Here is a 25,455-nt window from a genome sequence, read left to right on the forward strand (position 1 = left end):
CAAAATTAAAAGGCTTATCTCCCAAAAATTACAGGAGACAAACCTTTGAAATAATATACTAATTAAGGTTTAGATTTTTGGGTTCAGTACATCTTGTGAGTTTATTACCTCTTTAACTCACATCTTCTTCAATCTTGTGAGTTTATTGCCTCTTTAACTCACATCTCCCAATACTCCACTCCGATACTCCCCCAACCGCTCCGACCAATCCAGCCTTCAACAAGCCATTTTCTCCACCAAACACCTCCCTACTTCACCTACCAAAATTTCTATAACAACTATAAAAAGCCCAAAAGATGTGACGACATCTTTTGGGCTTTATGTGAACCATTTTTATTTATATGCTCAATTATTTTGATAAGTTATAGAAAGCTTTGATTCCTTCGAATTTACCTGTTTCGAATAATTCATCTTCGATACGTAATAATTGGTTGTATTTAGCAATACGGTCAGTTCTTGATAATGAACCTGTTTTGATTTGGCCAGCATTAGTTGCTACTGCGATATCAGAGATTGTAGTATCTTCTGTTTCACCTGAACGGTGTGATACAACTGCAGTGTAACCAGCTTTTTGAGCCATTTCGATTGCTTCGAATGTTTCTGTTAATGTACCGATTTGGTTAACTTTGATTAAGATTGAGTTACCGATACCTTTTTCGATACCTTCAGATAATTTTTCAGTGTTTGTTACGAATAAATCGTCACCTACTAATTGTACGCGGTCGCCGATACGGTCAGTAAGAAGTTTCCAGCCGTCCCAGTCGTTTTCATCCATACCATCTTCGATAGTGATGATTGGGTATTTGTTTACTAATTCTTCAAGGAAGTCTACTTGTTCTTCAGAAGAACGTTTAGCACCATTTTCACCTTCGAATTTAGCATAATCATATACGCCGTTTTCGTAGAATTCGGATGCAGCACAGTCGAATCCTAAGAATACATCTTTACCTGGTTCTAAACCAACTGCTTTGATTGCTTCTAAAATTGTTTCAACACCGTCTTCAGTACCTTCAAATTTAGGAGCGAAACCACCTTCGTCACCTACTGCAGTAACTAAACCACGAGATTTTAAGATTTTAGCTAAGTTATGGAAGATTTCTGCTCCCCAACGTAAAGCTTCTTTGAATGATTCAGCACCTACTGGTAAGATCATGAACTCTTGGAATGCGATTGGTGCATCTGAGTGAGAACCACCGTTAACAATGTTCATCATTGGTACTGGTAATTGAACACCGTTGAATCCACCAAGATATTTGTATAATGGTTGACCTAAGAAGTCAGCTGCAGCACGAGCTACTGCGATAGAAACACCTAAGATAGCATTAGCACCTAATTTAGCTTTGTTTGGTGTACCGTCTAAAGCGATCATTAATTTGTCGATAGAAACTTGTTCTAATACTGAGAATTCACCTTCAATGATTTCAGGTGCAATGATTTCGTTAACGTTTTCTACAGCTTTAAGAACACCTTTACCTAAGTAACGGTCTTTGTCTCCGTCACGTAATTCTACTGCTTCATATTCACCTGTTGAAGCACCTGATGGTACTAAAGCTCTACCAAAAGCACCGCTTTCAGTTAATACTTCTACTTCTACTGTTGGATTACCACGAGAGTCTAATACTTCGCGTGCATAAATATCTGTAATAATTGGCATAATTAAAACTCCTTTATAAATTTATAATTTATTATTTAATTAATGATTCACCAGTCATATCTTCTGGTTTTTCTACTCCAAGTAAGTCTATAAGTGTAGGTGCTAAGTCTGCTAAGCGACCTCCACTTCTTACTTCTACCCCTTCTTTTGTCACAATAACAGGAACTGGGTTTGTTGTATGAGTTGTCATAGGTGATTCGTTATCTGTTAACACTTCATCAGAGTTACCATGGTCTGCTGTAATGATAGCTGTACCATTCATTGATAAAATTTTATCAACAACTTCACCTAAACATTCATCTACTGCTTCAATTGCTTTAATTGTTGGTTCAAGCATACCACTATGACCAACCATATCAGGGTTCGCAAAGTTTAAGATAATTAAATCTAAATCACCTTTATCTAACTCACTGATTAAAGCATCTTTTACTTCATATGCACTCATTTCAGGTTTCAAGTCGTATGTTGCAACTTTTGGTGAATCGATTAATACTCTTCTTTCACCTTTAAACTCTGCATGATTACCACCACTCATGAAATAAGTAACATGAGGGAATTTTTCTGTTTCAGCAATTCTTAATTGATTTAAATTATTTTTCTCAGCTACTTCACCGATTGTATTTTTGATATCAACTGGTTTGAAAGCAACTTCGGCAATAACATCATCACTATAGTTTGTAAAAGTAACAAAGAATAAATCTTCTAGTTTACGTTTAATTTCAAAACCTTCAAATTTTTCATTTGTATATACTTGGCTAAGTTGTGCCGCTCTATCTGGACGGAAGTTAAAGAATATCATAGCGTCATGGCTATTTACGCCAGTATTTTCTACACCTTTTTCTTCGTCTTTAACGATAAATGGAACAACAAACTCATCTGTTAGACCTTCTTGATAATTAGCTTCTACACCTTCAACTGCAGTTGCATATACAGGTCCAACGCCATTAGACATTGCATCATAAGCTTTTTCTTCACGATCCCAACGTTTATCTCTATCCATAGCGTAATAACGACCAGAAATAGAAGCGAATTGACCAATACCTAGCTCTTTAAATTTATTTTCAGTTTCTTCAATATATTTAAGTGCTGATTTTTGATCAACGTCACGTCCGTCTAAGAATCCGTGAACATAAACTTTTTTAACACCTTGTTTTTTGGCTAATTCTAATAGTGCAAATAGATGTTTGTAGTGACTGTGAACACCACCATCTGATAAAAGTCCCATTAAATGTAGCGTTGAATCATTTTTTACAACGTGATCCATTGCTTGTTTAAGTGCGTCAATTTTAAAGAAATCGCCATCTTCAATTGATTTATTGATTCTAGTTAAACTTTGATAAACAATTCTTCCTGCACCAATGTTTAAGTGACCTACTTCAGAGTTACCCATTTGACCTTCTGGTAGACCTACATCTAACCCACATGCTGATAATTCGTTATGTGGATATTTGTTGTAATATCTATCAAAATTTGGTTTGTTGGCTTGTTTTACCGCATTACCATGCTCTTCTTCACGATTAGCAAAACCATCAAGAATGATAAGTGCTGTTGGTTGTTTAGCCATTATTTAGCACCTTCTAATAATGCTACGAATGAATCAACTTTTAATGAAGCGCCGCCAACTAATGCGCCGTCGATATCTGATTGAGCCATATATTCTTTAATGTTTTCTGGTTTAACACTACCACCGTATTGTACACGTAAAGCATCAGCAGCTTCTTGAGAGAAAGCACCTGCAACAACGTTACGTACGTGTGCACACATTTGGTTAGCATCTTCAGAAGTTGAAGATTTACCAGTACCAATTGCCCAGATAGGTTCATAAGCGATTACTGTCGCTTTAACTTGATCTTCTGTGAAATCTTTAAGTGCTGCTTCAACTTGACCACCAACTACTGATTCAGCTTTACCTGCTTCTCTTTCTTCTAATGTTTCACCAACACAAATAATTGGTGTCATATTATGAGAAAATACAGCTAATGCTTTTTTATTAACATCTTCGTCAGTTTCGTGGAAGTATTCACGACGTTCAGAATGTCCTAAAACGACATACTTAACACCTAAATCTTCAAGTGCTGCTGGAGATGTTTCACCAGTGAAAGCACCATTATCTTCAAAGTATGCATTTTGCGCACCAATTTGTAAGCCTTGTGCCACGCCTTCTTTAGTTAAGTTAACAAGTGCATCTAATTGTAAAGTTGGTGCACAAATTACTGAATCTACCTCATTAGTATCTGGTAATGCTGGAAGTTCATTAACAAAGTCTTTTGCTTCTTGAACTGTTTTATTCATTTTCCAGTTACCTGCGATAATTGGTTTTCTCATGATATATAAACTCCTTTTATGATTATTTTTCAGAAATTGCTTCGATACCTGGTAATGCTTTACCTTCTAGATATTCTAGAGAAGCTCCGCCACCTGTAGAAATGTGTGTGAAATCATCAGCAAATCCTAAGTCCATCGCTGCTGCAGCTGAATCTCCACCACCGATAATTGTTGTAGCATCTTTTAAATTAGCGATTGCTTTACATACGCCAATTGTACCTTGTGCAAAGTTACTAAATTCGAATACGCCCATTGGACCATTCCAAACAACTGTATTTGAACCTTGTAGAGCTTCACTAAATACTTCAACTGATTTAGGACCGATATCCATTGATTCTTGATCAGTAGGAATTTCATCAGCAGAAACAACTGTAATTTCAGCGTCATTTGAAAATTCTTTAGCTACTTTACAATCAACCGGTAAAATAATTTTATCGCCAGCACGTTCAAGTAAATCTTTAGCAAAATCTACTTTGTCTTCTTCAAGAAGTGATAAGCCGATTTCTTTACCTTGTGCTTTGAAGAATGTATATGCCATTCCTCCACCGATGATAACTTTATCAGCAATTGTTAATAAGTTTTCGATAACACCAATTTTATCAGACACTTTCGCGCCACCTAAAATTGCTACTAAAGGACGTTCTGGTTCACTTACAACGCCACCGATAAATTTAATTTCTTTATCCATTAAGAAACCTGATGCTGTTTCAATACTAGATGCAATACCTACGTTAGACGCATGTTCACGGTGAGCTGTACCGAATGCATCATTGATAAATACATCACCTAATGAAGCCCAGTATTCACCTAATTCAGGATCATTTTTAGATTCTTTTTTACCATCAACATCTTCAAAACGTGTATTTTCAAATACTAATACATCGCCTTCAGATAATCCGTCGATTGCGCTTTCTAACGCTTCACCACGAGTTTCTGGTACGAATGTTACTTCTTTATTTAATAATTCACTTAAGCGTTCTGCTACTGGTTTAAGTGACAATCCTTGTTTATCTTCTTCAGTTTTCACTTTACCTAAATGTGAGAATAAAATAACTTTACCGCCTTGTTCGATAATGTAATTTATTGTAGGAAGCGCTTGAACGATTCTGTTATCGTTTGTAATTGCACCATCTTTCATTGGTACATTAAAATCTGCTCTTACAAGTACTTTTTTACCTTTTAATTCTACGTCTTTAACATTCTTCTTTGCCATGACTTGTCTTCCTCCTCTAGATAATAGAAAATACTTTACGATTAAAAATAAGCGGAGAAGCGTTGTGCTCCCCGCTTACTCATAAGCATAACCTATTTAGTTCAATTATTTAAATTATTTGTTAGCTTGAGCTGCTAAATATTCTAAAGTACGAACTAATTGTGAAGTGTAAGACATTTCATTGTCATACCAAGATACAGTTTTAACTAATTGACGATCTCCAACTGTCATAACACGAGTTTGAGTTGCATCGAATAATGAACCGTAAGTGATACCAATGATATCAGAAGATACGATTTCGTCTTCAGTGTAACCGAATGAATCATTTGTAGCATTTTTCATTGCTGCATTGATTTCTTCAACTGAAACTTCTTTGTCTAATACAGCTGTTAATTCTGTTACTGAACCAGTTGCTACTGGAACACGTTGAGCTGATCCATCTAATTTACCTTTTAATTCTGGGATTACTAAACCGATTGCTTTAGCAGCACCAGTTGAGTTAGGTACGATGTTTTGAGCAGCTGCACGAGCACGACGGAAGTCACCTTTAGCATGTGGAGCATCTAAAGTATTTTGGTCACCAGTGTAAGCGTGAATTGTCATCATTAAACCTTCAACGATACCGAATTCATCATTTAATACTTTAGCCATTGGAGCTAAACAGTTAGTTGTACAAGATGCACCTGAAACGATTTCTTCAGATCCGTCTAATTCGTCATGGTTAACGTTATAAACGATAGTTTTTAAGTCACCTGATGCTGGAGCTGAAATTAATACTTTTTTAGCACCTGCTTCGATGTGAGCTGAAGCTTTGTCTTTGTCAGCGAAGAAACCAGTACATTCTAATACTACATCGATATCTAAATCGCCCCATGGTAATTCTTTAGGGTTAGGATTTTCGAAAGTTTTGATTTCTCTACCGTTTACGCGGAATCCGCCTTCGATAACTTCTACTTCGTCTTTGAAACGACCTTGTGTTGAATCATATTTTAATAAATGAGCTAACATTGCGTCATCTGTTAAATCGTTGATTGCTACTACTTCGATATTTTCAACTTCTTGTAATCTTCTAAATGCTAAACGACCTATTCTACCAAAACCATTAATTGCTACTTTAGTTGCCATTATGATGGCCTCCTTTTTATTTTTTATTTCAAAAAGGTTAAATAACCTTTTATTCCAAATTGATTATTGCTTTTGCAGCACCTTCATCAGTGATAAGAATTGTATTCTTTGGCGCAATCTCAAGATAAGCTTTTATCGCTTCTGCTTTAGATGTCCCACCTGCTACTGCAAAAATGTTTGTCTTTGTTGTTAAGTCTTCTAGTTGCAAACCGATTGTCTTAACACGATGCACGACCTCACCTTTGTCATTGAAATAATAACCAAAAGCTTCTCCGACAGCATGATGATGTTTCAATTGGCTTAAAACTTCTTCAGAAGTCTTCCTTCTTTCCGCCATCTTCAGCGCATCACCAATACCGTGAATAATAAAATCTGAACGACGTATTGCATCTAGCACCTCAATAACTGCAGGTTCTTTCAGCAAAGTTTCGTATGAACTTTCACTCACTTGGTCTGGAACATACAAGACTTTATATGACCCACCTGTACGATTTGCCATACTTGCGCAAATTGTATTCGCCTGAAACACAACGTTTTCACCCAAACCACCACGCGCTGGCGTGAACAAAATGTCTTTATCTAATGGATGTAATGATTCACTTACTCTTGCCATTGTTGAACCACCAGTTACTGATACTGAAGCATGATCGTATAATGACTGTTCTAGTAATTCAGCAGTAACATTACCCATTTCTGCTTTAACCATCTCATCTAAATCCGAATTACCTCTCACTATATGAGCTTTCACACCATATCGATTAAAAATTTCTTCTTCAATATGATTAAAACTAGAATAAAGTGTTAAATAATGTGATAAAGAATCAAGCGTTTGCTCGCCTGTTTCAGTCAATTTCATACCAGTTGACCGAACGCTGATTAAATCTTGTTGTTTTAAAATTTCTATCTCAGTTCTCAATACCCGTTCAGTGACATTCATAACATCACTCAACGTTCTTCTACCTATAGGCTGCTTCTTCTCGATTGTCGATAAAATATTAAAGCGTCGATACATCTTGTCAATCAAATCAGGAACTAGTCTATGTTGTACTTTTAGTAAATCTTCCATAAACAAGTCGCCTCCTCAAAGATTAACAGATGGGCAATATCTAACCTGGGTTAGACGTTTTTCGTCCCATGCGGGTCAAAAAAATAATATCTGTTTACAGTTTTATAATACACCCCTTATATAGAGAATGCAAGTTAAAAGCGTTTCCTATTATTTCATTTGATTATATGCCTCTGTCAATGTGATGAAATCAATATTCCCTTCTTGTAGAACTTGTCCATCATATTCAACAACAGGAATTCTTAACATATATTTTTCAAGTAATGTATCATCTTCTTCAATATTAATAGTATCTATTTTTATTTCATGATCGTACGATTCTTTAAAAAATTCAATTTGAATCTTAGCATCTTCACATAAACCACAATTTGTTCCAACATAAAATTTAATTGCCATCCAAATCATCCTTTACAAAATAAGCCTCCCCGAGACGAATCGAACGCCCATTTCAAGAACCGGAATCTTGCGTGTTATCCGTTACACTACGGAGAGATAAGTCTTAATAAATACTTTATATCTACTTAATATATTGTCGATATAATAGAATTATCAACTATTAAGGAGTGAAGCAAAATGAATACAACTCAAAGGGAGTATTTCATCAGAAAAAGATGTGACTATTTTAATATAGAAGTCACACAAATTCACTGCACACAGCTCGTTGATTACGGAAACTATTATATCATTTATGCTAACATTGACAACTCATATCACAAATTCCCAGTGTATAAATCAGCTATTTAAGTTATAATATTCATCAGTAGGTCATATTTTTTGACCATGTTTGACTTTGTAGTGTATGATATGGTCATTAAGATATTCAAAGGAGGATTAACTGATGAATTTAATACCAACAGTTATTGAAACAACAAATCGCGGAGAACGCGCTTATGATATTTATTCACGTTTATTGAAAGACCGCATTATTATGTTAGGGTCAGCTATCGATGACAATGTAGCTAACTCAATCGTTTCACAATTACTATTCTTACAAGCTCAAGATTCTGAGAAAGATATTTACTTATATATCAACTCTCCAGGCGGTAGTGTAACAGCAGGATTTGCTATTTACGATACAATCCAACACATCAAACCTGATGTTCAAACTATTTGTATTGGTATGGCAGCATCTATGGGTTCATTCCTACTAGCAGCTGGTGCTAAAGGTAAACGTTATGCATTACCAAATAGTGAAGTTATGATTCACCAACCACTTGGCGGTGCACAAGGACAAGCTACTGAAATTGAAATTGCAGCTCGTCATATTTTACGTACACGTGAGAAATTAAATAAAATTTTATCTGAAAGAACTGGACAACCAATTGAAAAAATTGAAAAAGACACTGATCGTGATAACTTCTTAACAGCTGAAGAAGCTAAAGAATATGGTTTAATCGATGACGTTATGCATCCAGAAGATATTAAATAATTCATAAATATAGAAGCACCTGAGACAATAATTGTCCCAGGTGCTTTTTTTATTGTTGAATTGTCTCGCCGTTTCTAATTTTTTCTGCCATTTCATTTAATTTACGCAATCTATGATTAATACCTGATTTAGAAATTTTACCTGTGCTTACCATTTCGCCTAATTCTTTAATTGAAACATCTTGATTATCTATTCTAAGTCTTGCAACTTCTCTTAAACGATCGGGTAAGTTATCAATACCAATTTCTTTATCGATAAGCTGAATGCTCTCAACTTGTTTCATGGCGGCACTCACTGTTTTGTTCAAGTTAGCCGTCTCACAATTGACTAATCGATTTACTGAGTTTCTCATATCTCGAATAATTCTTACATCTTCAAACTTAAGTAATGCTTGATAGCCACCAATCAAACTTAGGAAATCAGAAATCTTTTCAGCTTCTTTCAAATAACTGATAAACCCTTTTTTGCGCTCTAATAATTTAGCATTTAAATCATATTGATTCATGAGTGCAGTTAAATCTGCTGAATGTTCTTCATATAATGAAAAGATTTCAAGATGATATGAAGAAGTTTCTGGGTTATTAACAGAACCCCCTGCTAGAAATGCTCCTCTTAAATAACTTCTTTTACAACAATCTTTTTGTAAAATATCTTTATCTATTTCATGTTTAAACATGCCATCTTGTAAAATACCAAGCTCATCTAATATTTCTTTAGCTTTTACTTTAATTCGACTAATATATATATTATTTTTCTTAAGTTTCATTTTCTTTCTCACTAATAATTCAACTTCAACACCGAAGCATTTTTTTATTAATGAAAATATTCGACGTGCTATCGCTGCATTTTCAGTTTGTACATTTATAACAAATTGCTGATTAGATATGCTTAAATTACCGTTCATTCTAATCAAAGCTGAAAGTTCTGCCTTGGCGCAACAATCATCTACTTCAATTCTAGTTAATTCATTTTTCATTTCTGAAGCAAAGCTCACAGCAGATCATCCTTTCTTAGTTTATACGCACATAAAAATAATGATATGCCAAAAGACATATCATACGTTTTGTATCTATTTCATATTACATGGAATAGCCGGGCGTATCAAGTTTTTAAACTTGAACTTTTTATGTTTTACTTGAAGGTTCTTTAATAACGCCAAATAAAATCATCGCCAAACCAATGATTAAAAATGTAATACCTATCTGCTGATTTGCTATTAAACCTATGAGTAAAAATATACAACCTATTATCACCATTACTATTTGAACACTTTTCATGACCCATCACCCCAAATTGAAAACCCTTACATTTATATTACTTGATTTCCATAAAAAAATGAAGCAAATTGGACATGAATAAGTGTCTCATTTGCTTCATTAAATATCTATTTTCGTTTATCTGTTTTCTCTAGACGAAACGATTACTTATCTTTCTTATATTGAATTGTACTGATTTCTCTCAAGGCGATTTCATAAATGAGTTGTGCCAATACTTTATTATTATGTCTAATGTATTGATGAGGTGTAATACTTACTAATTCATTATCATGAATACATTGTACACCCATATCTTTCAATTTCTCACCATCAAATTCAACTTGTTTAGCTTCTTCTTGTTCATATCTTAATAAGATATCTTTGTTGAAACGCTCATTTTGACATATAACAAAATCAATGAATGATGCACCTACATGGTCATGAATTGCTTTAACATGATCACTTACTGAATAACCTGTTGTTTCACCTTTTTGAGTCATGAGGTTACATACATATAATCTTTCCGCTTCAGTATTAACAATTGCATCTTTAACTTTATTCAAAATTAAATTCGGCATAATACTTGTATATAAAGAACCTGGTCCCATAACGATTAAATCTGCTTCTTCAATCGCATCTATTGCTTCTTTCATCGGTTCAATATCTTGAGGCGTCAAAAATACTTTTTCAATTTTCTTATCTGTCTTAGGAATCTTAGATTCTCCGACAATAATTTCACCATCTGACATAACTGCATTCAGTACAACACTTCTCGTTGTTGATGGAATGACTTGCCCTTTAATATTCAACAACTTACTTAATTCTTTTACAGCATGTCCAAAATCATCCGTAATATTTGTCATGGCTGCTAACAATAAATTTCCGATTGAATGACTGCCAAGTTCTTCTTCTTCAAAACGATATTGGAATAACTTTTCAAGCATTGGTTCTGTGTCACTAAGTGCTGCTAATACGTTTCTGATATCGCCAGGAGCAGGTATATCCATCACATCACGAATTTTACCAGTACTACCACCATCATCTGCTACAGTTACGATGGCTGTAATATCTATTGGATATTCCTTTAACCCTCTTGCTAATACAGAAAGGCCGGTTCCTCCGCCAATTAAGACGACTTTTAATCTTTTCATGATTTTGGCTTACTTTCAATATGTGCATCGCGATGTGATGTATACACAACATAGTCAAAGTTCTCTTTAATATCTTCACCTAAACGTTTTGCAAGTGCAACAGATCTATGTTGACCACCTGTACAACCGATTGCAATCGTCAATTGGGATTTCCCTTCTTTCTTATAACCTGGCAACATAAACATCAACAGATCACTAAACTTTTTATAAAATGTATTCGTCTCTTTCCATTTCATAACATATTGATAAACTTCATCGTCGAGACCAGTCATAGGTCTTAACTCTTCAACATAATATGGATTTGGCAAAAATCGTACATCAAAGACTATATCTGCATCAATGGGCATACCATGTTTGAATCCAAAGCTCATCACTCTTACTTGAAATGTTGTAGATGGATCTTCTTCAAATGCTTCTACAAGTTCTTGTTTCAATTCTTTAGGTTTCTTTTCAGTCGTATCAATCACAAAGTTACTGATACCTTTAATATCACTTAATAAAGATCTTTCTCTTTCAATTGCAGATAATAAACTACCTTCTTCACTTAAAGGGTGCGTTCTTCTTGTTTCTTTATATCTAGAAATTAATTTTTTATCGCTCGCTTCTAAAAATAAAATATCTACTAATACTTTTTTCTCACTTTGTATATAATCTAATTCATCTCTTAAATTACCAAAGAAATCCTTACCTCTTAAATCGATACCAATTGCAACTTTTGATAAAGAAGGATTCCCCTGATCCATTAAATCAACAAATTTTTGCAATAATATAGGCGGTAAATTATCAACACAAAAGTATCCTAAATCTTCTAGAGCTTGTAGCGCGACTGATTTACCCGCACCGGACATTCCTGTAACTACAAGAAGTTCATTTTTTACATTAGTTTTGTCGATAGGTTGCATAACAGTTCTCCTTTAACGATCATATATACTTTTATCTTACATGATTACACCACAAAAAACATTAAATAAATGGCTTATACAAGTGTATCTTTCCCGTAATATTAAGGTAGTAATCACTTATGAAATAGCATAGATTATAATGATGTTTCGTTTTCAGGTCGGTAATTTTATTTATCGGACTGAAAATCCTGTTTTCGGGTCGATAATTTTATTTATCGGTCTGGAAATCCTGTTTTCGGGTCGATATTTTATTTATCGGACTGGAAATCTCGTTTTCGGGTCGATAATTTTATTTATCGGTCCGTATTTCTCACTTCTGGACCTATAATTTTCCGTATCGGTCCATATTTCCTACATCCGGCCCTAGCGATAATCTCAATCCGCACCCTACATCTACATAAAAAAAGAGGCGGGACATGTGTCCTCGCCTCTTGACTACTCAAATTATATTAATTGTTCTTCGTCTTCTAATGATTCGATATATGCTTGTGCATTTTGTGCTGCGATACTGCCGTCACCTGTTGCTGTAACAATTTGACGTAATGTTTTTTCACGAACATCGCCTGCTGCATATACACCTGGTACTTTAGTTTCCATTTCATCATTTGTTTCGATATAGCCATTTTCATTTAAAATGCCTAATGATTCAAATGGTTTAGTTAATGGTTTCATACCGATATAGATGAATACACCATCAGCTTGGTGTTCTGACTCTGATCCGTCTTCAGTTGAAACTAATGTTACTGAGCCTACTTTACCATCTTTTTCATTAATTGTTTTTAATGTTGTGTTCCAAATGAAATCAATTTTTTCATTTTTAAATGCACGGTCTTGAATGATTTTTTGAGCTCTTAATTCGTCTCTTCTGTGAACAATTGTAACTTTGTCTGCAAATTTAGTTAAGAAAATACCTTCTTCGACAGCTGAATCTCCGCCGCCGATTACGTATAAGTTTTTCCCTTTAAAGAATGCACCGTCACATACTGCACAGTAACTTACACCGCGTCCACCTAATTCTTGTTCACCTGGTACACCTATTTTTTTGTATTCTGCACCAGTTGCAATGATAATTGCACGAGCTGTTAATGTTTTGTCACCCATATTTACAACTTTATAAGAACCTTTATCTTCTATTTCTTTAATGTCACCATATTCATATTTAGCACCAAATTTTTGTGCATGTGTAAACATTTTAGTTGATAAGTCTGGACCTGTTATTAAATCAAAACCAGGGAAGTTCTCTACATCTTCAGTGTTTGCCATTTGTCCACCTGGCATACCTCGTTCTATCATTACAGTTGATAAATTTGCTCTTGAAGCATACACTGCAGCAGTCATTCCTGCTGGTCCTGCCCCAACTATAATTACATCATAATCTACTTGTGTAGTCATTTATAAACTGCCTCCTCTTATTAATTCAGTAGAATTGTACATTATAATCATTACTATTCATAACTATATGCTCAAAATAGCATTGATCGCTTTATTCAAGCGATACGTCGTAATATGAAATGTATCTTTAATCTCTTTTTTAGTTATTTTTTTATTTAACATCTTTAAATAAATATAAATTGATGCTGCAACATAATGTTCAACTTGTTCAATCGATTCATTATCTGCAATGAGCATTTCTGCATGTTCAATCCATGATACAAAAATCTCTTTTCCATATTTTTGATATATAGATTGTTCGATAAGCTTCATACCTTTATCAATAAAGCCTAACTTGTTTAAATGTAAATCTTGAAAAGTATACGTTATATATAACCTTTCATAGTCTGGTAAACTTTCTAAAACTTCCCATATTTCATGAGACATAACGAGTTCTCTATGTTTCATATGCCCTAATAAAAAGATGCCATATAATCTATATCGATAGTCTTCGTCTTTTAATAAAGGTAAAACATGACGGTCTAACATATCTTTGAGTTCATCAATTTTCCAAGGTGGCAATTGACTATGATATTGTACACTATCTTCAAATCTTTGCCAATGTCTTTTCGCTTCATCTAAATATCCTAAATGATAGAAGTTGTAACTTAAGGCGTGGTGTAATTGTGGCGTAGCAGCTTGTGCTTTTTTTAGAAGAGGCACTAATAATTGATTAGAAGGTTTATGCTTTCCTAAATAGCTTAGAACAACACCCAATTTAAAAGATTCTTCATCGTTAATAGGATGTAATTTACTTAATTGATTCAGATATTGCTCATAACGTTCCACCTGTTGTGTGTTGTAAAGCAACAATGTCATATGACATAAAGCGTAAATATCAGAAGGATTATCTTCCAATATCGTTTGTAATAATATCTCCGCTTCGTCATATTGACTATTGTATAACATAGACATCGCTTTTAAATTCATAATATGCTTATCTTCTTGTAATTTAGCACGTTGTCTATCAATATATTCATTCGCTTCTTGTAACCTACCATTTGAAAATAAGTATTGAAAAATATGTTGAATCACAAATCTTTCCGCTTCTTCTTCCACAATTGTTTGATCATCATACTTCACTTCAAACATTTGAATCATTTCTTCAAAATAATCTTGGTCGTCCTCTTCTGTTACATATCTTAACCCAAATAAAAATGCTTTATTAGGTTCATTCGTCTTTATATACATTTGACTTAAATAAAAATAATAATCTGTCACAAAATTTTCTTTCACAATTTGATCGAACATCATTTCTTCAGCTTGAGTATTTTTATTTAGCTCTACAAGACATTCAGCATAAGGCGGTATAATCACAAAATCATTAGGTGATAGTTCAAGCGCTTTTTTAAATAAAGACTCGGCATATCCGAAATCTTGTTCTCTCATTTTTTCCATTGCTTTATGATAATAGAAGTCTTTATCAAACTTTACGTGTATGACATTTGAATTTTCTCCCAACGACTGACTCACCGCCTTTTTTTAAGTTCCATAGGATTGCCATATGCCATCATATCATTAGGTACATCTTTCGTCACGATTGTACCACTTGCTATAACAGCATTATCACCAATACTCACGCCTGCAAGTATAGTGGCATTTGCACCAACTAAGACATTATCTCCAATGTTTACACGGCCAATTCTATATTCTTCGACTAAATATTCATGACATAGAATGGTTGCATTATATCCTATTACACAGTTTTTACCGATAGTGATAAGTTCAGGATACATAATATCAGGCGTTGCTTTAAATGCGAAAGCTGTCTTTTGACCAACTTTCATCTTGAGCCCTTTTCTGTATAGAAAATGTTTCCATTTAACACTCGGTAAATATCTACTAATTTCAATGATAATAACATTTTTAAATACTTTTATAAAACGTACTGTTTCATACATTTTCCATAATGGATTCGCACCATCTACTCTTTTAGTCTTTAATGCTCTCACGTAAACACTTCTTTCACATTAGTTATGATAATAACCTTTAACATCTCCGAATTTTTTCGGATTATAACGTACTCTTCTATAAATAATACAAATAATAGAAACAACAATTATCACAATAGAAATAACTTGAGCAATTCTTAAATGTTCAGTAAGCATCAAGCTATCCGTTCTTAAACCTTCTATATAGAATCTACCAATTGAATAATAAATTAAATAAGCAAAGAATGTCTCACCAATTTTCAATTGAGGTCTAATGAGTAATAAAATGATAAACCCAATTATATTCCAAATTGATTCATATAAAAATGTTGGTTGATAATAAATACCGTCTATTTGCATATGGTTAATAATAAATTCAGGTATATGTAAATTCTCAAGAAAACTACGTGAAACAGGTCCACCGTGCGCTTCTTGATTCATAAAGTTACCCCATCTACCAATCGCTTGTGCCAAAATGATACTTGGCGCAACAATATCAACCATTTGGAAGAATGATAAATTCTTTTTACGACAAATGATGAACCCTGTTAAAAAGGCACCAATCAATCCACCATGAATAGCTATACCACCATTCATAATAAGTGGTATTTCTGCTAAATGTTGACTGTAATAATCCCATTCAAACGCTACGTAATAAATACGTGCACAGATAATTGCCATTACGACACACCATATAATCAAATCTATAAGTGATTCTTCTTTTATTCCAACTTTTTTAGCAGTTCTTTGTGCGATAAGATATCCAATTAATATACCGGAAGCAATGATAATACCATACCATCGTATTGCTAACGGCCCTAATTGTATCGCTACGGGATCAATGCCTAACACTTCCATTATTCATTCTCCTTACGTGCATTTTTCAAAATTTCTGCATTAAGACGATTATTAAACTCTTCAGCAGTATTAATTCCCATGTTGTTTAATCGATAGTTCATCGCAGCAACTTCAATGATAACTGCTAAGTTTCTACCCGGTCTAACAGGAATCGTCTTTTTAGTTATTTTTGAATCTAAGATTTTTAAAGTTTCTTCATTCAATCCGACTCTGTCATATATTTTTTCTTTGTTCCATGTTTCTAAATTGATGTTTAATTTGATTCTTTTCTCCATCAAGATAGATCCCGCACCAAATAAAGTCATAACGTTGATAATACCAAGACCTCGTATTTCAAGTAAATGTTCAATGATTTTCGGTGCTTTACCGATTAATTCGTTTTTATTAATTTCTTTAATTTCAACATTATCATCGGCAACAAGTCTGTGACCGCGCTTAACAAGTTCTAATGCCGTTTCACTTTTACCGACACCACTATCACCTGTAATTAATACACCTACGCCATAAACATCGACGAGAACACCATGCAATGATGTTTCAGGTGCTAGTTCACGCTCTAAATATCCGGTTACTTGCCCCATCAATTTAGTCGTTGAAGACTCACTTTTTAAAAGTGGTGTATTATTTTCATTGCAACTTTGAATGAGTTCTTCTGGTGCATCTAGACCTCGTGTGATAATAATAGCTGGTGTTTCAGGTCTACATAATTTAGCCATTCTACCTTTTTTCTCTTCATCAGGCAACAAATTATAAAATGACAACTCAGTTGTGCCTAATACTTGAATTCTATCTGAAGAATAATGTGAAAAATACCCAGCCATTTCTAGACCAGGACGTGATATATCCGTTTCTGTTATTTTACGATGTAAGCCATTTTTCCCGGCAATAACTTCCAAATTAAATTGCTCTATTAATTTACTACTTGATATCATAGGGTTCACCTCTAGGTTAATATATGTTAATTCTAATGAACTTTAACCTTAACTGCAATCATTATCAATATTACAACAGTTTCTGCAAATATAAAAACCCTAGAAACGTTTTATTGTTTCCAGGGCTTAAAATTAAATATCGTTATTTTTGTTGAAATTTCTAATGATATTTCTTAAAGATTCATCTAATTGTTGAATAGGATCTTGACCTGTTCCTTCATTATCTTTAAACTGCTTTTCAAATTCAGTTTTACCTGATTTGGCAGTTGTCTTAAATTTATCTAATAAGTCTTCAAATAAATTTTCAACATTTTCTTTAGATTTCTTATCAAATGGTGATGATGATTTTTGATTATGAGATGTTGCATCAAGTAATTTCACCGCTTCATCAACAGTAATTTTCCCACCTTCAATAAGGTCTAAAATTTTTAATTGTACTTCGTTCATAAATAACCCCTCCTGGTTTATGATCGATCTCGTTCTAAAATTGGTTTTAAGTATTTACCAGTGTAAGATGCTTCTACTTCTACAATGTCTTCTGGTGTTCCAGTAGCAATAATTTCACCGCCACCATCTCCACCTTCTGGACCTAAATCTATAATATAGTCTGCAGTTTTAATGACATCTAAATTATGTTCAATAATGATGACAGAGTCGCCATTTTCTACGAGTCTATTTAACACACTTAATAAACGTTTAATATCATCTACGTGTAAACCTGTTGTTGGTTCATCAAGTATATATAATGACTTACCATTAGATCGTCTATGAAGTTCAGAAGCAAGTTTCACACGTTGTGCTTCACCGCCTGATAAAGTTGTTGCGGGTTGACCTAGCTTAACATATCCTAAACCAACATCTACTATTGTTTTTAATTTTCTATTTATCTTAGGTAAACTTTCGAAAAAGTGATAAGCATCTTCTACTGTCATTTCTAATACATCAGAAATACTTTTTCCTTTATAAGTTACTTCTAATGTTTCTCTATTATAACGTTTTCCATCACAAACTTCACATGGTACGTATACATCTGGTAAGAAATGCATTTCAATTTTAATGATACCGTCACCTTTACAAGCTTCACAACGGCCACCTTTAACATTAAAACTAAATCTTCCTTTTTGATAACCTCTCACTTTTGCCTCATTAGTTTGGCTAAATACATCTCTAATGTCATCAAATACACCTGTATAAGTTGCAGGGTTTGAACGTGGTGTTCTACCAATTGGTGATTGGTCAATATCTATGATTTTTTCAATTTCATTTACACCTTTTATACATTTATGTTCACCTGGTTTTGTTTTCGTATTATACAATTGTTTTTGTAAACCTTTGTACAACACTTCATTAACTAATGAACTTTTACCAGAACCTGAAACACCTGTTACACACGTCATAACTGATAACGGGAAGTCTACATCGACATTTTTCAAGTTATTACTTGTCGCACCTTTAACAGATATTTTACGTTTTGTAACTTTTCTTCGTTTAGATGGTACAAACACTTTTTCTTTACCGCTTAAGTATTTACCTGTTAAAGATTGTTCATTTGCCATCACTTCTTCAGGTGTTCCACTTGCAACTACTTCACCACCATGTACACCTGCTTTTGGACCTATATCAATTAAATAATCGGCAGCTTTCATCGTATCTTCATCATGTTCAACGACAATTAATGTATTACCCATATCTCTCATTGATTTCAATGTATCAATTAAGCGATCATTGTCTCTTTGATGTAAACCGATTGAAGGCTCATCAAGCACATATAACACACCAGATAATCTAGAACCAATTTGAGTTGCCAGTCTAATACGTTGTGCTTCCCCACCAGATAAAGTACCTGATGCTCTATTAAGTGTTAAATATTCTAAACCTACATTATTTAAGAAAGATAATCTTTCATGTATTTCTTTTAAGATGAGCTTCGCAATTTTACGTTCCGTTTCATCTAAATCTAGGTTATCAAAATGTTTAATTGCATTATAAATTGAATATCTAACTACTTCACCGATATGTTGTCCATCTACTTTGACTGAAAGTACTTTTTCATTTAAACGATAGCCATCACATGTTTCACAAGTTTTTTCGACCATGTATTTTTGCATCACTTCTCTGACGTATTCAGATGGTGAATCATGGTAACGACGTTCAATATTATTTAGCACACCTTCAAAAGCCATCGTTCTTTTTCTTTCTGTTTTAACGCCATAATCTTGATTAAATTTAAATTCTATTTCATCATCATGACCTCTTAAGACGATGTTCTTTTCTTTTTTCGTTAATTTGTTAAATGGTTTATCCATATCAATTTTAAAATGTTCACAAGCTTGTTTTAATAAAGTTGGATAATAATTAGAACTGATTGGCTGCCATGGCAAAATGGCACCTTCATTTAAACTTAAAGTCTTATCTGGCACGACTAAATCAACATCTACAGTTAATTTACTTCCTAAGCCATCACAAGATGGACAAGCACCAAACGGATTGTTAAATGAGAACATTCTAGGTTCTAATTGGTCTACTGAGAAACCACAAATAGGACAAGCATGGTGTTCAGAAAATTTAATTTCATCACCATCAATAATATCAGCAACTGCATTACCGTCAGCTAATTCTAGCGCTGTTTGTAAGGAATCAGCTAATCTTGCTTCAATACCTGGTTTAATAACAAGTCTATCAATCACGACATCAATAGAATGGTTTTGATTTTTGTTTAAATCTGGAACATCATCAACATCTAATATATCGCCATCTACTTTTAATCTTGCATAGCCTTTTTTAGCAATGTCTTCGATTAATTTCTTATGTGTACCTTTACGCCCTGAAACGATTGGTGAAAGAATTTGTATTTTTGTTCTTTCTTCTAATTCCATAACTTGATCAACCATTTGTTGAACCGTTTGTGATTTAATTTCAATACCATGGTTTGGACATATTGGTCTTCCAACTCTTGCATATAATAGTCTTAAATAATCATATATTTCAGTTACGGTAGCAACGGTTGATCTTGGGTTTTTACTTGTTGTCTTTTGATCGATTGATATCGCTGGAGAAAGACCATCAATTAAATCTACATCTGGTTTGTCCATCTGCCCTAAAAATTGTCTCGCATAGGCACTTAATGATTCTACATATCTTCTTTGACCTTCTGCATAAATCGTATCAAATGCTAAAGACGACTTTCCTGAACCAGATAATCCAGTCATAACTACAAGTTGGTCTTTAGGTATTTCTATATCTATATCTTTTAAATTATGTGCTCTTGCACCTTTTACGATGATGGATTTGTTTTTCATCTCAGTCACCTTTCTGCTTTTAGTTCAAATAATATATCTCTTAGTTCAGATGCACGCTCGAAGTCTAAATCTTTCGCAGCATCTTTCATTTCTTTTTCTATGCGCTCGATTGTCTTTTCTCTTTCTTTTTTCGTAAGTTTCTTAGGCGCTTTTTTAGTATCTTTTTCGGTTACTTCATCCGTTTCTACAGTTGCTGATATTACATCACGTATTTTCTTGTTAATTGTTTGCGGTGTTATATTGTGTTCTTCGTTGTACGCTTCTTGAGTAGCACGTCTTCTACTTGTTTCATCTAATGCTGTTCTCATAGAATCTGTAATTTTATCAGCATACATAATAACTTTACCTTTATCATTACGTGCAGCTCGACCAATCGTTTGAATCAACGAACGCTCTGATCTCAAGAAACCTTCTTTATCTGCATCTAAAATCGTCACAAGTGAAACTTCTGGGATATCTAAACCTTCTCTTAGTAAGTTAATCCCAACTAATACATCATAAACACCCATTCTTAAGTCTCGAATGATTTCTATTCTTTCTAATGTCTTTATTTCTGAGTGTAAATAATTCACTTTAATGCCGGCTTCTTTTAAATAAGTCGTTAAATCTTCACTCATTTTTTTAGTTAATGTTGTAATTAATACACGTTCATTTCTTTCTATTCTCTCATTAATTTCAGCCATTAAATCATCTATTTGATTTTCACTTGGTCTGACTTCGACAATTGGATCTAATAAACCTGTAGGACGAATAATTTGTTCGACCATTTCATCAGTATGTTCAATTTCATATGGTCCCGGTGTTGCTGAAACATAAACCAATTGTTTCGTTTTTTCTTCAAACTCTTCAAATCTAAGTGGTCTATTGTCTAAAGCACTTGGTAATCTAAAGCCGTGTTCTACTAAGACATTTTTTCTCGCTTGGTCACCATTATACATACCTCTAATTTGAGGAAGCGTTACGTGAGATTCATCAATCATCACTAACCAATCATCACCAAAGTAATCTAATAATGTATATGGTGTAGATCCTTTTGGTCGTAACGTTAAATGTACAGAGTAGTTCTCAATGCCTGAACAAAAGCCCATTTCTCTCATCATTTCTAAATCATAATTCGTTCTTTGTTCAAGTCGTTGAGCTTCTAAAAGTTTATTTTCTTTTCGAAGTTCAGCCAATCGTTCTTCAAGTTCTTTCTCAATACGCTCAATCGCAACTTTCATTTTTTCTTCACGTGTTACGAAGTGAGATGCGGGATAAAATAGAAAATGTTCTCTTTCAGCAATAACTTCACCTGTTAAGTAATTCACTTCTCTAATTCTATCGATTTCATCTCCAAAGAACTCTACTCTGACACATAATTCATCTCGTGATGCTGGAAATATTTCTACAACATCTCCTCTAACTCTAAATGTACCACGTCTAAAATCTATATCATTTCGTGAATATTGGTTATCGACAAGCTTTCTTAACAATTCATTACGTTCCATTTCCATACCGACACGCGTACTTACAACTAAGTCTTTATATTCTTCTGGATTACCTAAACCATAAATACAGCTGACACTCGCAATAACGATAACATCATCTCGTTCAAACAATGCGCTAGTAGCTGAATGTCGAAGTTTATCAATTTCATCATTTATAGAGGCATCTTTTTCAATAAAAGTATCCGTTTGAGGTACATATGCTTCAGGTTGATAATAATCGTAATAACTAACGAAGTATTCTACTCTATTCTCAGGAAAGAATTCTTTAAACTCACTATATAGCTGTCCAGCCAACGTTTTATTATGTGCAATAATCAATGTAGGTTTACCGACTTCTTTGATGACATTACTCATCGTAAATGTCTTACCTGTACCTGTTGCACCTAGTAAAGTTTGATGTCTCTTGCCTTCATTTATACCATTTACAAGAGATTTAATAGCTTCTGGCTGATCCCCTTGAGGTGAATAGTCAGAATGTATTTTAAAAGGAAAATGTTGCATAGGAACCTCCTCATTTTCTGTAATATATATATTTATTTTATCAAAAATTTGTAAAAATGACCAAACATTTGTTCGTTAATTTTAAATTTACATACAAATAAGAGGAAAAATCTAAATGATTATTCCTCTTATCTATCTTGATTCAATTTTATCTATTTTAAGTGTATCAACTATATAAAAGCCTGCCACTAAACTCAGTACATCTAACAACATGATAAGCTCATTGTTAAAAAAGCCTTTATAAACCGAAACACCAATTATAATGCTGGATACAAGTAATCCAATCCATTTATTTTGAGCAATTTGCGTGAAAATAATAACCATTAAACAAGGAAGAAACAAAGCTAGAATCGGCCAAATCATTCAATTCACTAACTCCTTTTTGTTTCACGTTTCTCAAGTATCGTCATTGTTATCTCTCTTAACTCTGAACGTGGTATAAATTTTTCTTGTAACATATCAGGTATAATATGTTGAATAAAATCTTGTACAGAAGCTAAATGATCAAATTGCATGATCGTTTCCAATGAACTTTCATAAATTTCGAAGAATAAAGGTTCTGGATTTCTCTTTTGAATTTCACCAAAAGATTCATACAATAAATCAATTTTGTCAGCAACACTTAATATTTGCCCTTCTATACTATCATCTTTACCCTCTTGTAGTCTATGTCTATATATATCTTGATATTGCTCAGGGAATTCTTCTGTTATAAATTTATCGATCATCTCTTCTTCAACTTGAGAGAATAATTTTTTAATTTCATAAGACGCATATTTCACGGGTGTCTTAATGTCACCTGTAAATATTTCAGGATAATCATGGTTCAAAGCTTTTTCATATACAAGTTTCCAGTCTATTTCTTGACCATTTTGTTCTTCTACTGTTGCTAAATATTGCGCTATTTTCGTTACTTTAAAGGAATGTGCTGCGACATTATGGTCTTGATACTTAAATTTACCTGGACATCTTACTAATTTCTCTAAATCAGACAAACTTTTAAAATATTGATGTACCCCCATTAAATTTCCTCCTTAACTTGTGTAACTAAGTTGTTTAGTGTCTTTTCAGATAATTCACCTAAATACACTTTTTTGATTTCGCCATTTTTATCTACAAACAAAGTTGTAGGTATATTATACGATTTATATTTTTCTAGAAAATCATCTTGCGCAACGTAAACATCGTAATTCACATTTACATCGTCCATTAATTGTTTAGCTGGCTTTCGTTTATCTTTAACATTTAAACCAACTAATTCGACACCTTTATCTTCGTGCTTTGCATATTTTACAAGTTCAGGCATTTCTCGTTTACAAGGGTCACACCAAGAGGCAAATAAATTAATAACTGTAATATCATTTTTAGATGTTACCTCTTTTAATTGTTTTGATTTTTCAGTTGAAAAAACATTTACAGTTTCATTATTTACATTCATGCCTGTAGCTGGATGACTGTTTTGAAACGATTGCTTCCCTTGTTGCTCTTTAAACTGTTCGTTCGTTTGAAACTTATTGATATCTAATACTTTATAAACACTGATACTAATAATCAATAACAAAAGTATAACTAATATGATTTTTAACCTTTTTTTCATGTTTTCAAACCTCTACACTAACATTTACGTTTATTATATCAACTATAATGATAAAAAAAAGCAAATAGTTAAAATTCTTAAACTGAATTAACTACTTGCTTATTTATTAAATTACTATAAAAACTAATGAATATAATTATATGAACCAGCTGCTGATGCTGAAATTGTACGTGAAGATACAACGCCAACACCTTGATAGTTCATTTCAGAAACTTGAATTGAACCATCAGCATTCACTTTATCTACATAAGCTACATGTCCATATCCACCAGCAGTTGATTGTAAAATTGAACCAGCTGATGGGCTGTTGTTTACTGTGTAACCAGCTTGAGCTGCTGCATTAGCCCAGTTGTTAGCATTACCCCAAGTATTACCTAGATCTGGACGTTTACTAAATGCATAGTAAGTACATTGTCCAGAAGTGTATAAGTTACTTCCACCACCAGAATTTGGTCGGCTGTATGAAACTGGTTCTGTATATTGTGTTGATTGGCTGTAGTTAAATGTCGGTGCAACATAAGCTACTGAATCTTCACTATTGTATACATTACCATATGATGTTTGTTCAAATACGTATCTTAATAATGAATCTTCTTGAGCAGGAGATTCAGGTGCACTAACTGTCAAACTAGTAGGTTCAGCAGTTGGTTCTGAAGTTTCTGCTGCAACTTTTAATTCATCACCTACTAAAATTAAATCTGAAGATAAATTGTTCCATTCTTTTAAGTCTGATACATTAACATCAAATTTTTCAGCTATTTTGTTAAGTGTATCTCCCTCTTGAATTGTATAGATGTTATCTTCTAATACTTTTAATGTTTGTCCTTCTTTAACGTCTACGTCGATATTATTTAATGATTTAATTTCAGATACTGATGTGCCATATTCTTCTGCAATATTCTCTAATGATTGTCCTTCTTTAACTTTAATATCAGCTGCATAAGCAGATGAACTTGCTAAACTTGTTAAAGCTGTAACAGATGCTAATGTAATGAAAGTCTTCTTCATGATGAAATATCCTCCCGAAGTGTATGTATTTACGTTTATATTTTAAATTTATATGATGTTTCTCAATTAATACTGGAAATAATATAGCACAATATCTATCGCAATATTGTATTGTTACAAATCTGTAATATAAACGTTAACATTCTATAATTTTATAGATAAAAATGTTACTAAATACTGTCATGTAGACATTTTAAAAGAGATGTTAATTATTTACACACAATTAACATCGTCTTTTTTATTTATCAATATTCAATTAAATTACATATGTTTTCCAACGTTAAAATTTC

Annotated in this window: 24 protein-coding genes; 1 reads left to right on the plus strand and 23 read right to left on the minus strand. The window is 33.3% G+C overall.

From position 1 onward, the window contains the following. Positions 1-349 precede the first annotated feature (349 nt). From eno to LQ686_RS09480, 7 genes are all read right to left on the minus strand, one after another. The gene (gene eno / locus LQ686_RS09450; protein WP_025904549.1) at positions 350-1,654 is read right to left on the minus strand and encodes a surface-displayed alpha-enolase; all 1,305 of its coding nucleotides are present in this window, start codon (positions 1,652-1,654) and stop codon (positions 350-352) included. Between the two features lie 31 nt (positions 1,655-1,685). Then, positions 1,686-3,218: a 2,3-bisphosphoglycerate-independent phosphoglycerate mutase gene (gpmI, locus tag LQ686_RS09455; RefSeq protein WP_107591064.1), complete on the minus strand. Its 1,533-nt coding sequence runs from the start codon at positions 3,216-3,218 to the stop codon at positions 1,686-1,688. Next, on the minus strand, positions 3,218-3,979 hold the full coding sequence (gene tpiA, locus LQ686_RS09460) for a triose-phosphate isomerase (RefSeq protein ID WP_107591065.1): 762 nt from the start codon (positions 3,977-3,979) through the stop codon (positions 3,218-3,220). The genes gpmI and tpiA overlap by 1 nt, the downstream gene beginning before the upstream one ends. Before the next feature lie 22 nt (positions 3,980-4,001). Next, positions 4,002-5,192, minus strand: a complete 1,191-nt coding sequence (locus LQ686_RS09465) for a phosphoglycerate kinase (RefSeq protein WP_107591066.1) — start codon at positions 5,190-5,192, stop codon at positions 4,002-4,004. 114 nt (positions 5,193-5,306) lie between these two features. Then, complete coding sequence (gene gap / locus LQ686_RS09470) at positions 5,307-6,317, minus strand: type I glyceraldehyde-3-phosphate dehydrogenase (protein ID WP_025904545.1); 1,011 nt, start codon at positions 6,315-6,317, stop codon at positions 5,307-5,309. A gap of 49 nt (positions 6,318-6,366) precedes the next feature. Then, on the minus strand, positions 6,367-7,383 hold the full coding sequence (locus LQ686_RS09475; protein ID WP_025904544.1) for a sugar-binding transcriptional regulator: 1,017 nt from the start codon (positions 7,381-7,383) through the stop codon (positions 6,367-6,369). A 150-nt stretch (positions 7,384-7,533) separates the two neighbouring features. Beyond that, on the minus strand, positions 7,534-7,779 hold the full coding sequence (locus tag LQ686_RS09480) for a glutaredoxin family protein (RefSeq protein ID WP_078355524.1): 246 nt from the start codon (positions 7,777-7,779) through the stop codon (positions 7,534-7,536). A 442-nt stretch (positions 7,780-8,221) separates the two neighbouring features. Here LQ686_RS09480 and clpP point away from each other — a divergent pair, with 442 nt between their 5' ends. Continuing rightward, positions 8,222-8,812, plus strand: coding sequence for an ATP-dependent Clp endopeptidase proteolytic subunit ClpP (clpP, locus tag LQ686_RS09485; RefSeq protein ID WP_025904542.1), 591 nt, complete (start codon positions 8,222-8,224; stop codon positions 8,810-8,812). A 49-nt stretch (positions 8,813-8,861) separates the two neighbouring features. Here the strand turns inward: clpP and whiA are convergent, their stop codons facing one another. The 16 genes from whiA to LQ686_RS09565 form a co-directional block, all read right to left on the minus strand. Beyond that, entirely contained in the window at positions 8,862-9,806 is a 945-nt protein-coding gene (gene whiA / locus LQ686_RS09490; RefSeq protein WP_025904541.1) for a DNA-binding protein WhiA, read from the minus strand. A gap of 130 nt (positions 9,807-9,936) precedes the next feature. After that, positions 9,937-10,089 (minus strand): hypothetical protein, encoded by a 153-nt coding sequence (locus LQ686_RS09495; RefSeq protein WP_182476221.1) that lies wholly within the window; start codon positions 10,087-10,089, stop codon positions 9,937-9,939. A 143-nt stretch (positions 10,090-10,232) separates the two neighbouring features. Beyond that, positions 10,233-11,219, minus strand: a complete 987-nt coding sequence (locus LQ686_RS09500; protein WP_103361507.1) for a gluconeogenesis factor YvcK family protein — start codon at positions 11,217-11,219, stop codon at positions 10,233-10,235. After that, positions 11,216-12,121 carry an RNase adapter RapZ gene (gene rapZ / locus LQ686_RS09505; RefSeq protein ID WP_107591067.1) on the minus strand — a complete coding sequence of 302 codons (906 nt, stop codon included), beginning with the start codon at positions 12,119-12,121 and terminating at the stop codon, positions 11,216-11,218. The genes LQ686_RS09500 and rapZ overlap by 4 nt, the downstream gene beginning before the upstream one ends. Positions 12,122-12,565: 444 nt before the next feature. Continuing rightward, a complete protein-coding gene (gene trxB, locus LQ686_RS09510) occupies positions 12,566-13,513 on the minus strand; it encodes a thioredoxin-disulfide reductase (RefSeq protein WP_025904538.1) in 948 nt (315 codons plus the stop codon). Positions 13,514-13,576: 63 nt separating this feature from the next. Then, the gene (locus tag LQ686_RS09515) at positions 13,577-15,013 is read right to left on the minus strand and encodes a tetratricopeptide repeat protein (RefSeq protein WP_107596536.1); all 1,437 of its coding nucleotides are present in this window, start codon (positions 15,011-15,013) and stop codon (positions 13,577-13,579) included. An 8-nt stretch (positions 15,014-15,021) separates the two neighbouring features. Further along, positions 15,022-15,504 carry an acyltransferase gene (locus tag LQ686_RS09520; protein WP_107596537.1) on the minus strand — a complete coding sequence of 161 codons (483 nt, stop codon included), beginning with the start codon at positions 15,502-15,504 and terminating at the stop codon, positions 15,022-15,024. Positions 15,505-15,522: 18 nt separating this feature from the next. Then, positions 15,523-16,341 (minus strand): prolipoprotein diacylglyceryl transferase, encoded by an 819-nt coding sequence (gene lgt, locus LQ686_RS09525; protein ID WP_107596538.1) that lies wholly within the window; start codon positions 16,339-16,341, stop codon positions 15,523-15,525. Then, entirely contained in the window at positions 16,341-17,273 is a 933-nt protein-coding gene (gene hprK / locus LQ686_RS09530; RefSeq protein WP_058612018.1) for an HPr(Ser) kinase/phosphatase, read from the minus strand. The genes lgt and hprK overlap by 1 nt, the downstream gene beginning before the upstream one ends. A gap of 132 nt (positions 17,274-17,405) precedes the next feature. Beyond that, the gene (locus LQ686_RS09535) at positions 17,406-17,720 is read right to left on the minus strand and encodes an SHOCT-like domain-containing protein (protein WP_239733291.1); all 315 of its coding nucleotides are present in this window, start codon (positions 17,718-17,720) and stop codon (positions 17,406-17,408) included. A 17-nt stretch (positions 17,721-17,737) separates the two neighbouring features. Further along, positions 17,738-20,572, minus strand: a complete 2,835-nt coding sequence (gene uvrA / locus LQ686_RS09540) for an excinuclease ABC subunit UvrA (protein ID WP_239733292.1) — start codon at positions 20,570-20,572, stop codon at positions 17,738-17,740. 5 nt (positions 20,573-20,577) lie between these two features. Next, the gene (gene uvrB, locus LQ686_RS09545; protein WP_107565257.1) at positions 20,578-22,560 is read right to left on the minus strand and encodes an excinuclease ABC subunit UvrB; all 1,983 of its coding nucleotides are present in this window, start codon (positions 22,558-22,560) and stop codon (positions 20,578-20,580) included. Positions 22,561-22,692: 132 nt separating this feature from the next. Next, the gene (locus LQ686_RS09550; protein WP_025904530.1) at positions 22,693-22,923 is read right to left on the minus strand and encodes a DUF2198 family protein; all 231 of its coding nucleotides are present in this window, start codon (positions 22,921-22,923) and stop codon (positions 22,693-22,695) included. 8 nt (positions 22,924-22,931) lie between these two features. Next, positions 22,932-23,582: an HD domain-containing protein gene (locus LQ686_RS09555; protein ID WP_025904529.1), complete on the minus strand. Its 651-nt coding sequence runs from the start codon at positions 23,580-23,582 to the stop codon at positions 22,932-22,934. Continuing rightward, complete coding sequence (locus LQ686_RS09560; RefSeq protein WP_037588750.1) at positions 23,582-24,157, minus strand: TlpA family protein disulfide reductase; 576 nt, start codon at positions 24,155-24,157, stop codon at positions 23,582-23,584. Before LQ686_RS09560 ends, LQ686_RS09555 begins: the two co-directional genes overlap by 1 nt. Before the next feature lie 123 nt (positions 24,158-24,280). Then, positions 24,281-25,165, minus strand: a complete 885-nt coding sequence (locus LQ686_RS09565; RefSeq protein WP_025904527.1) for a LysM peptidoglycan-binding domain-containing protein — start codon at positions 25,163-25,165, stop codon at positions 24,281-24,283. Positions 25,166-25,455 lie beyond the last annotated feature (290 nt).

Source organism: Mammaliicoccus sp. J-M41, from assembly GCF_022385935.1.
Lineage (GTDB): Bacteria > Bacillota > Bacilli > Staphylococcales > Staphylococcaceae > Mammaliicoccus > Mammaliicoccus sciuri_A.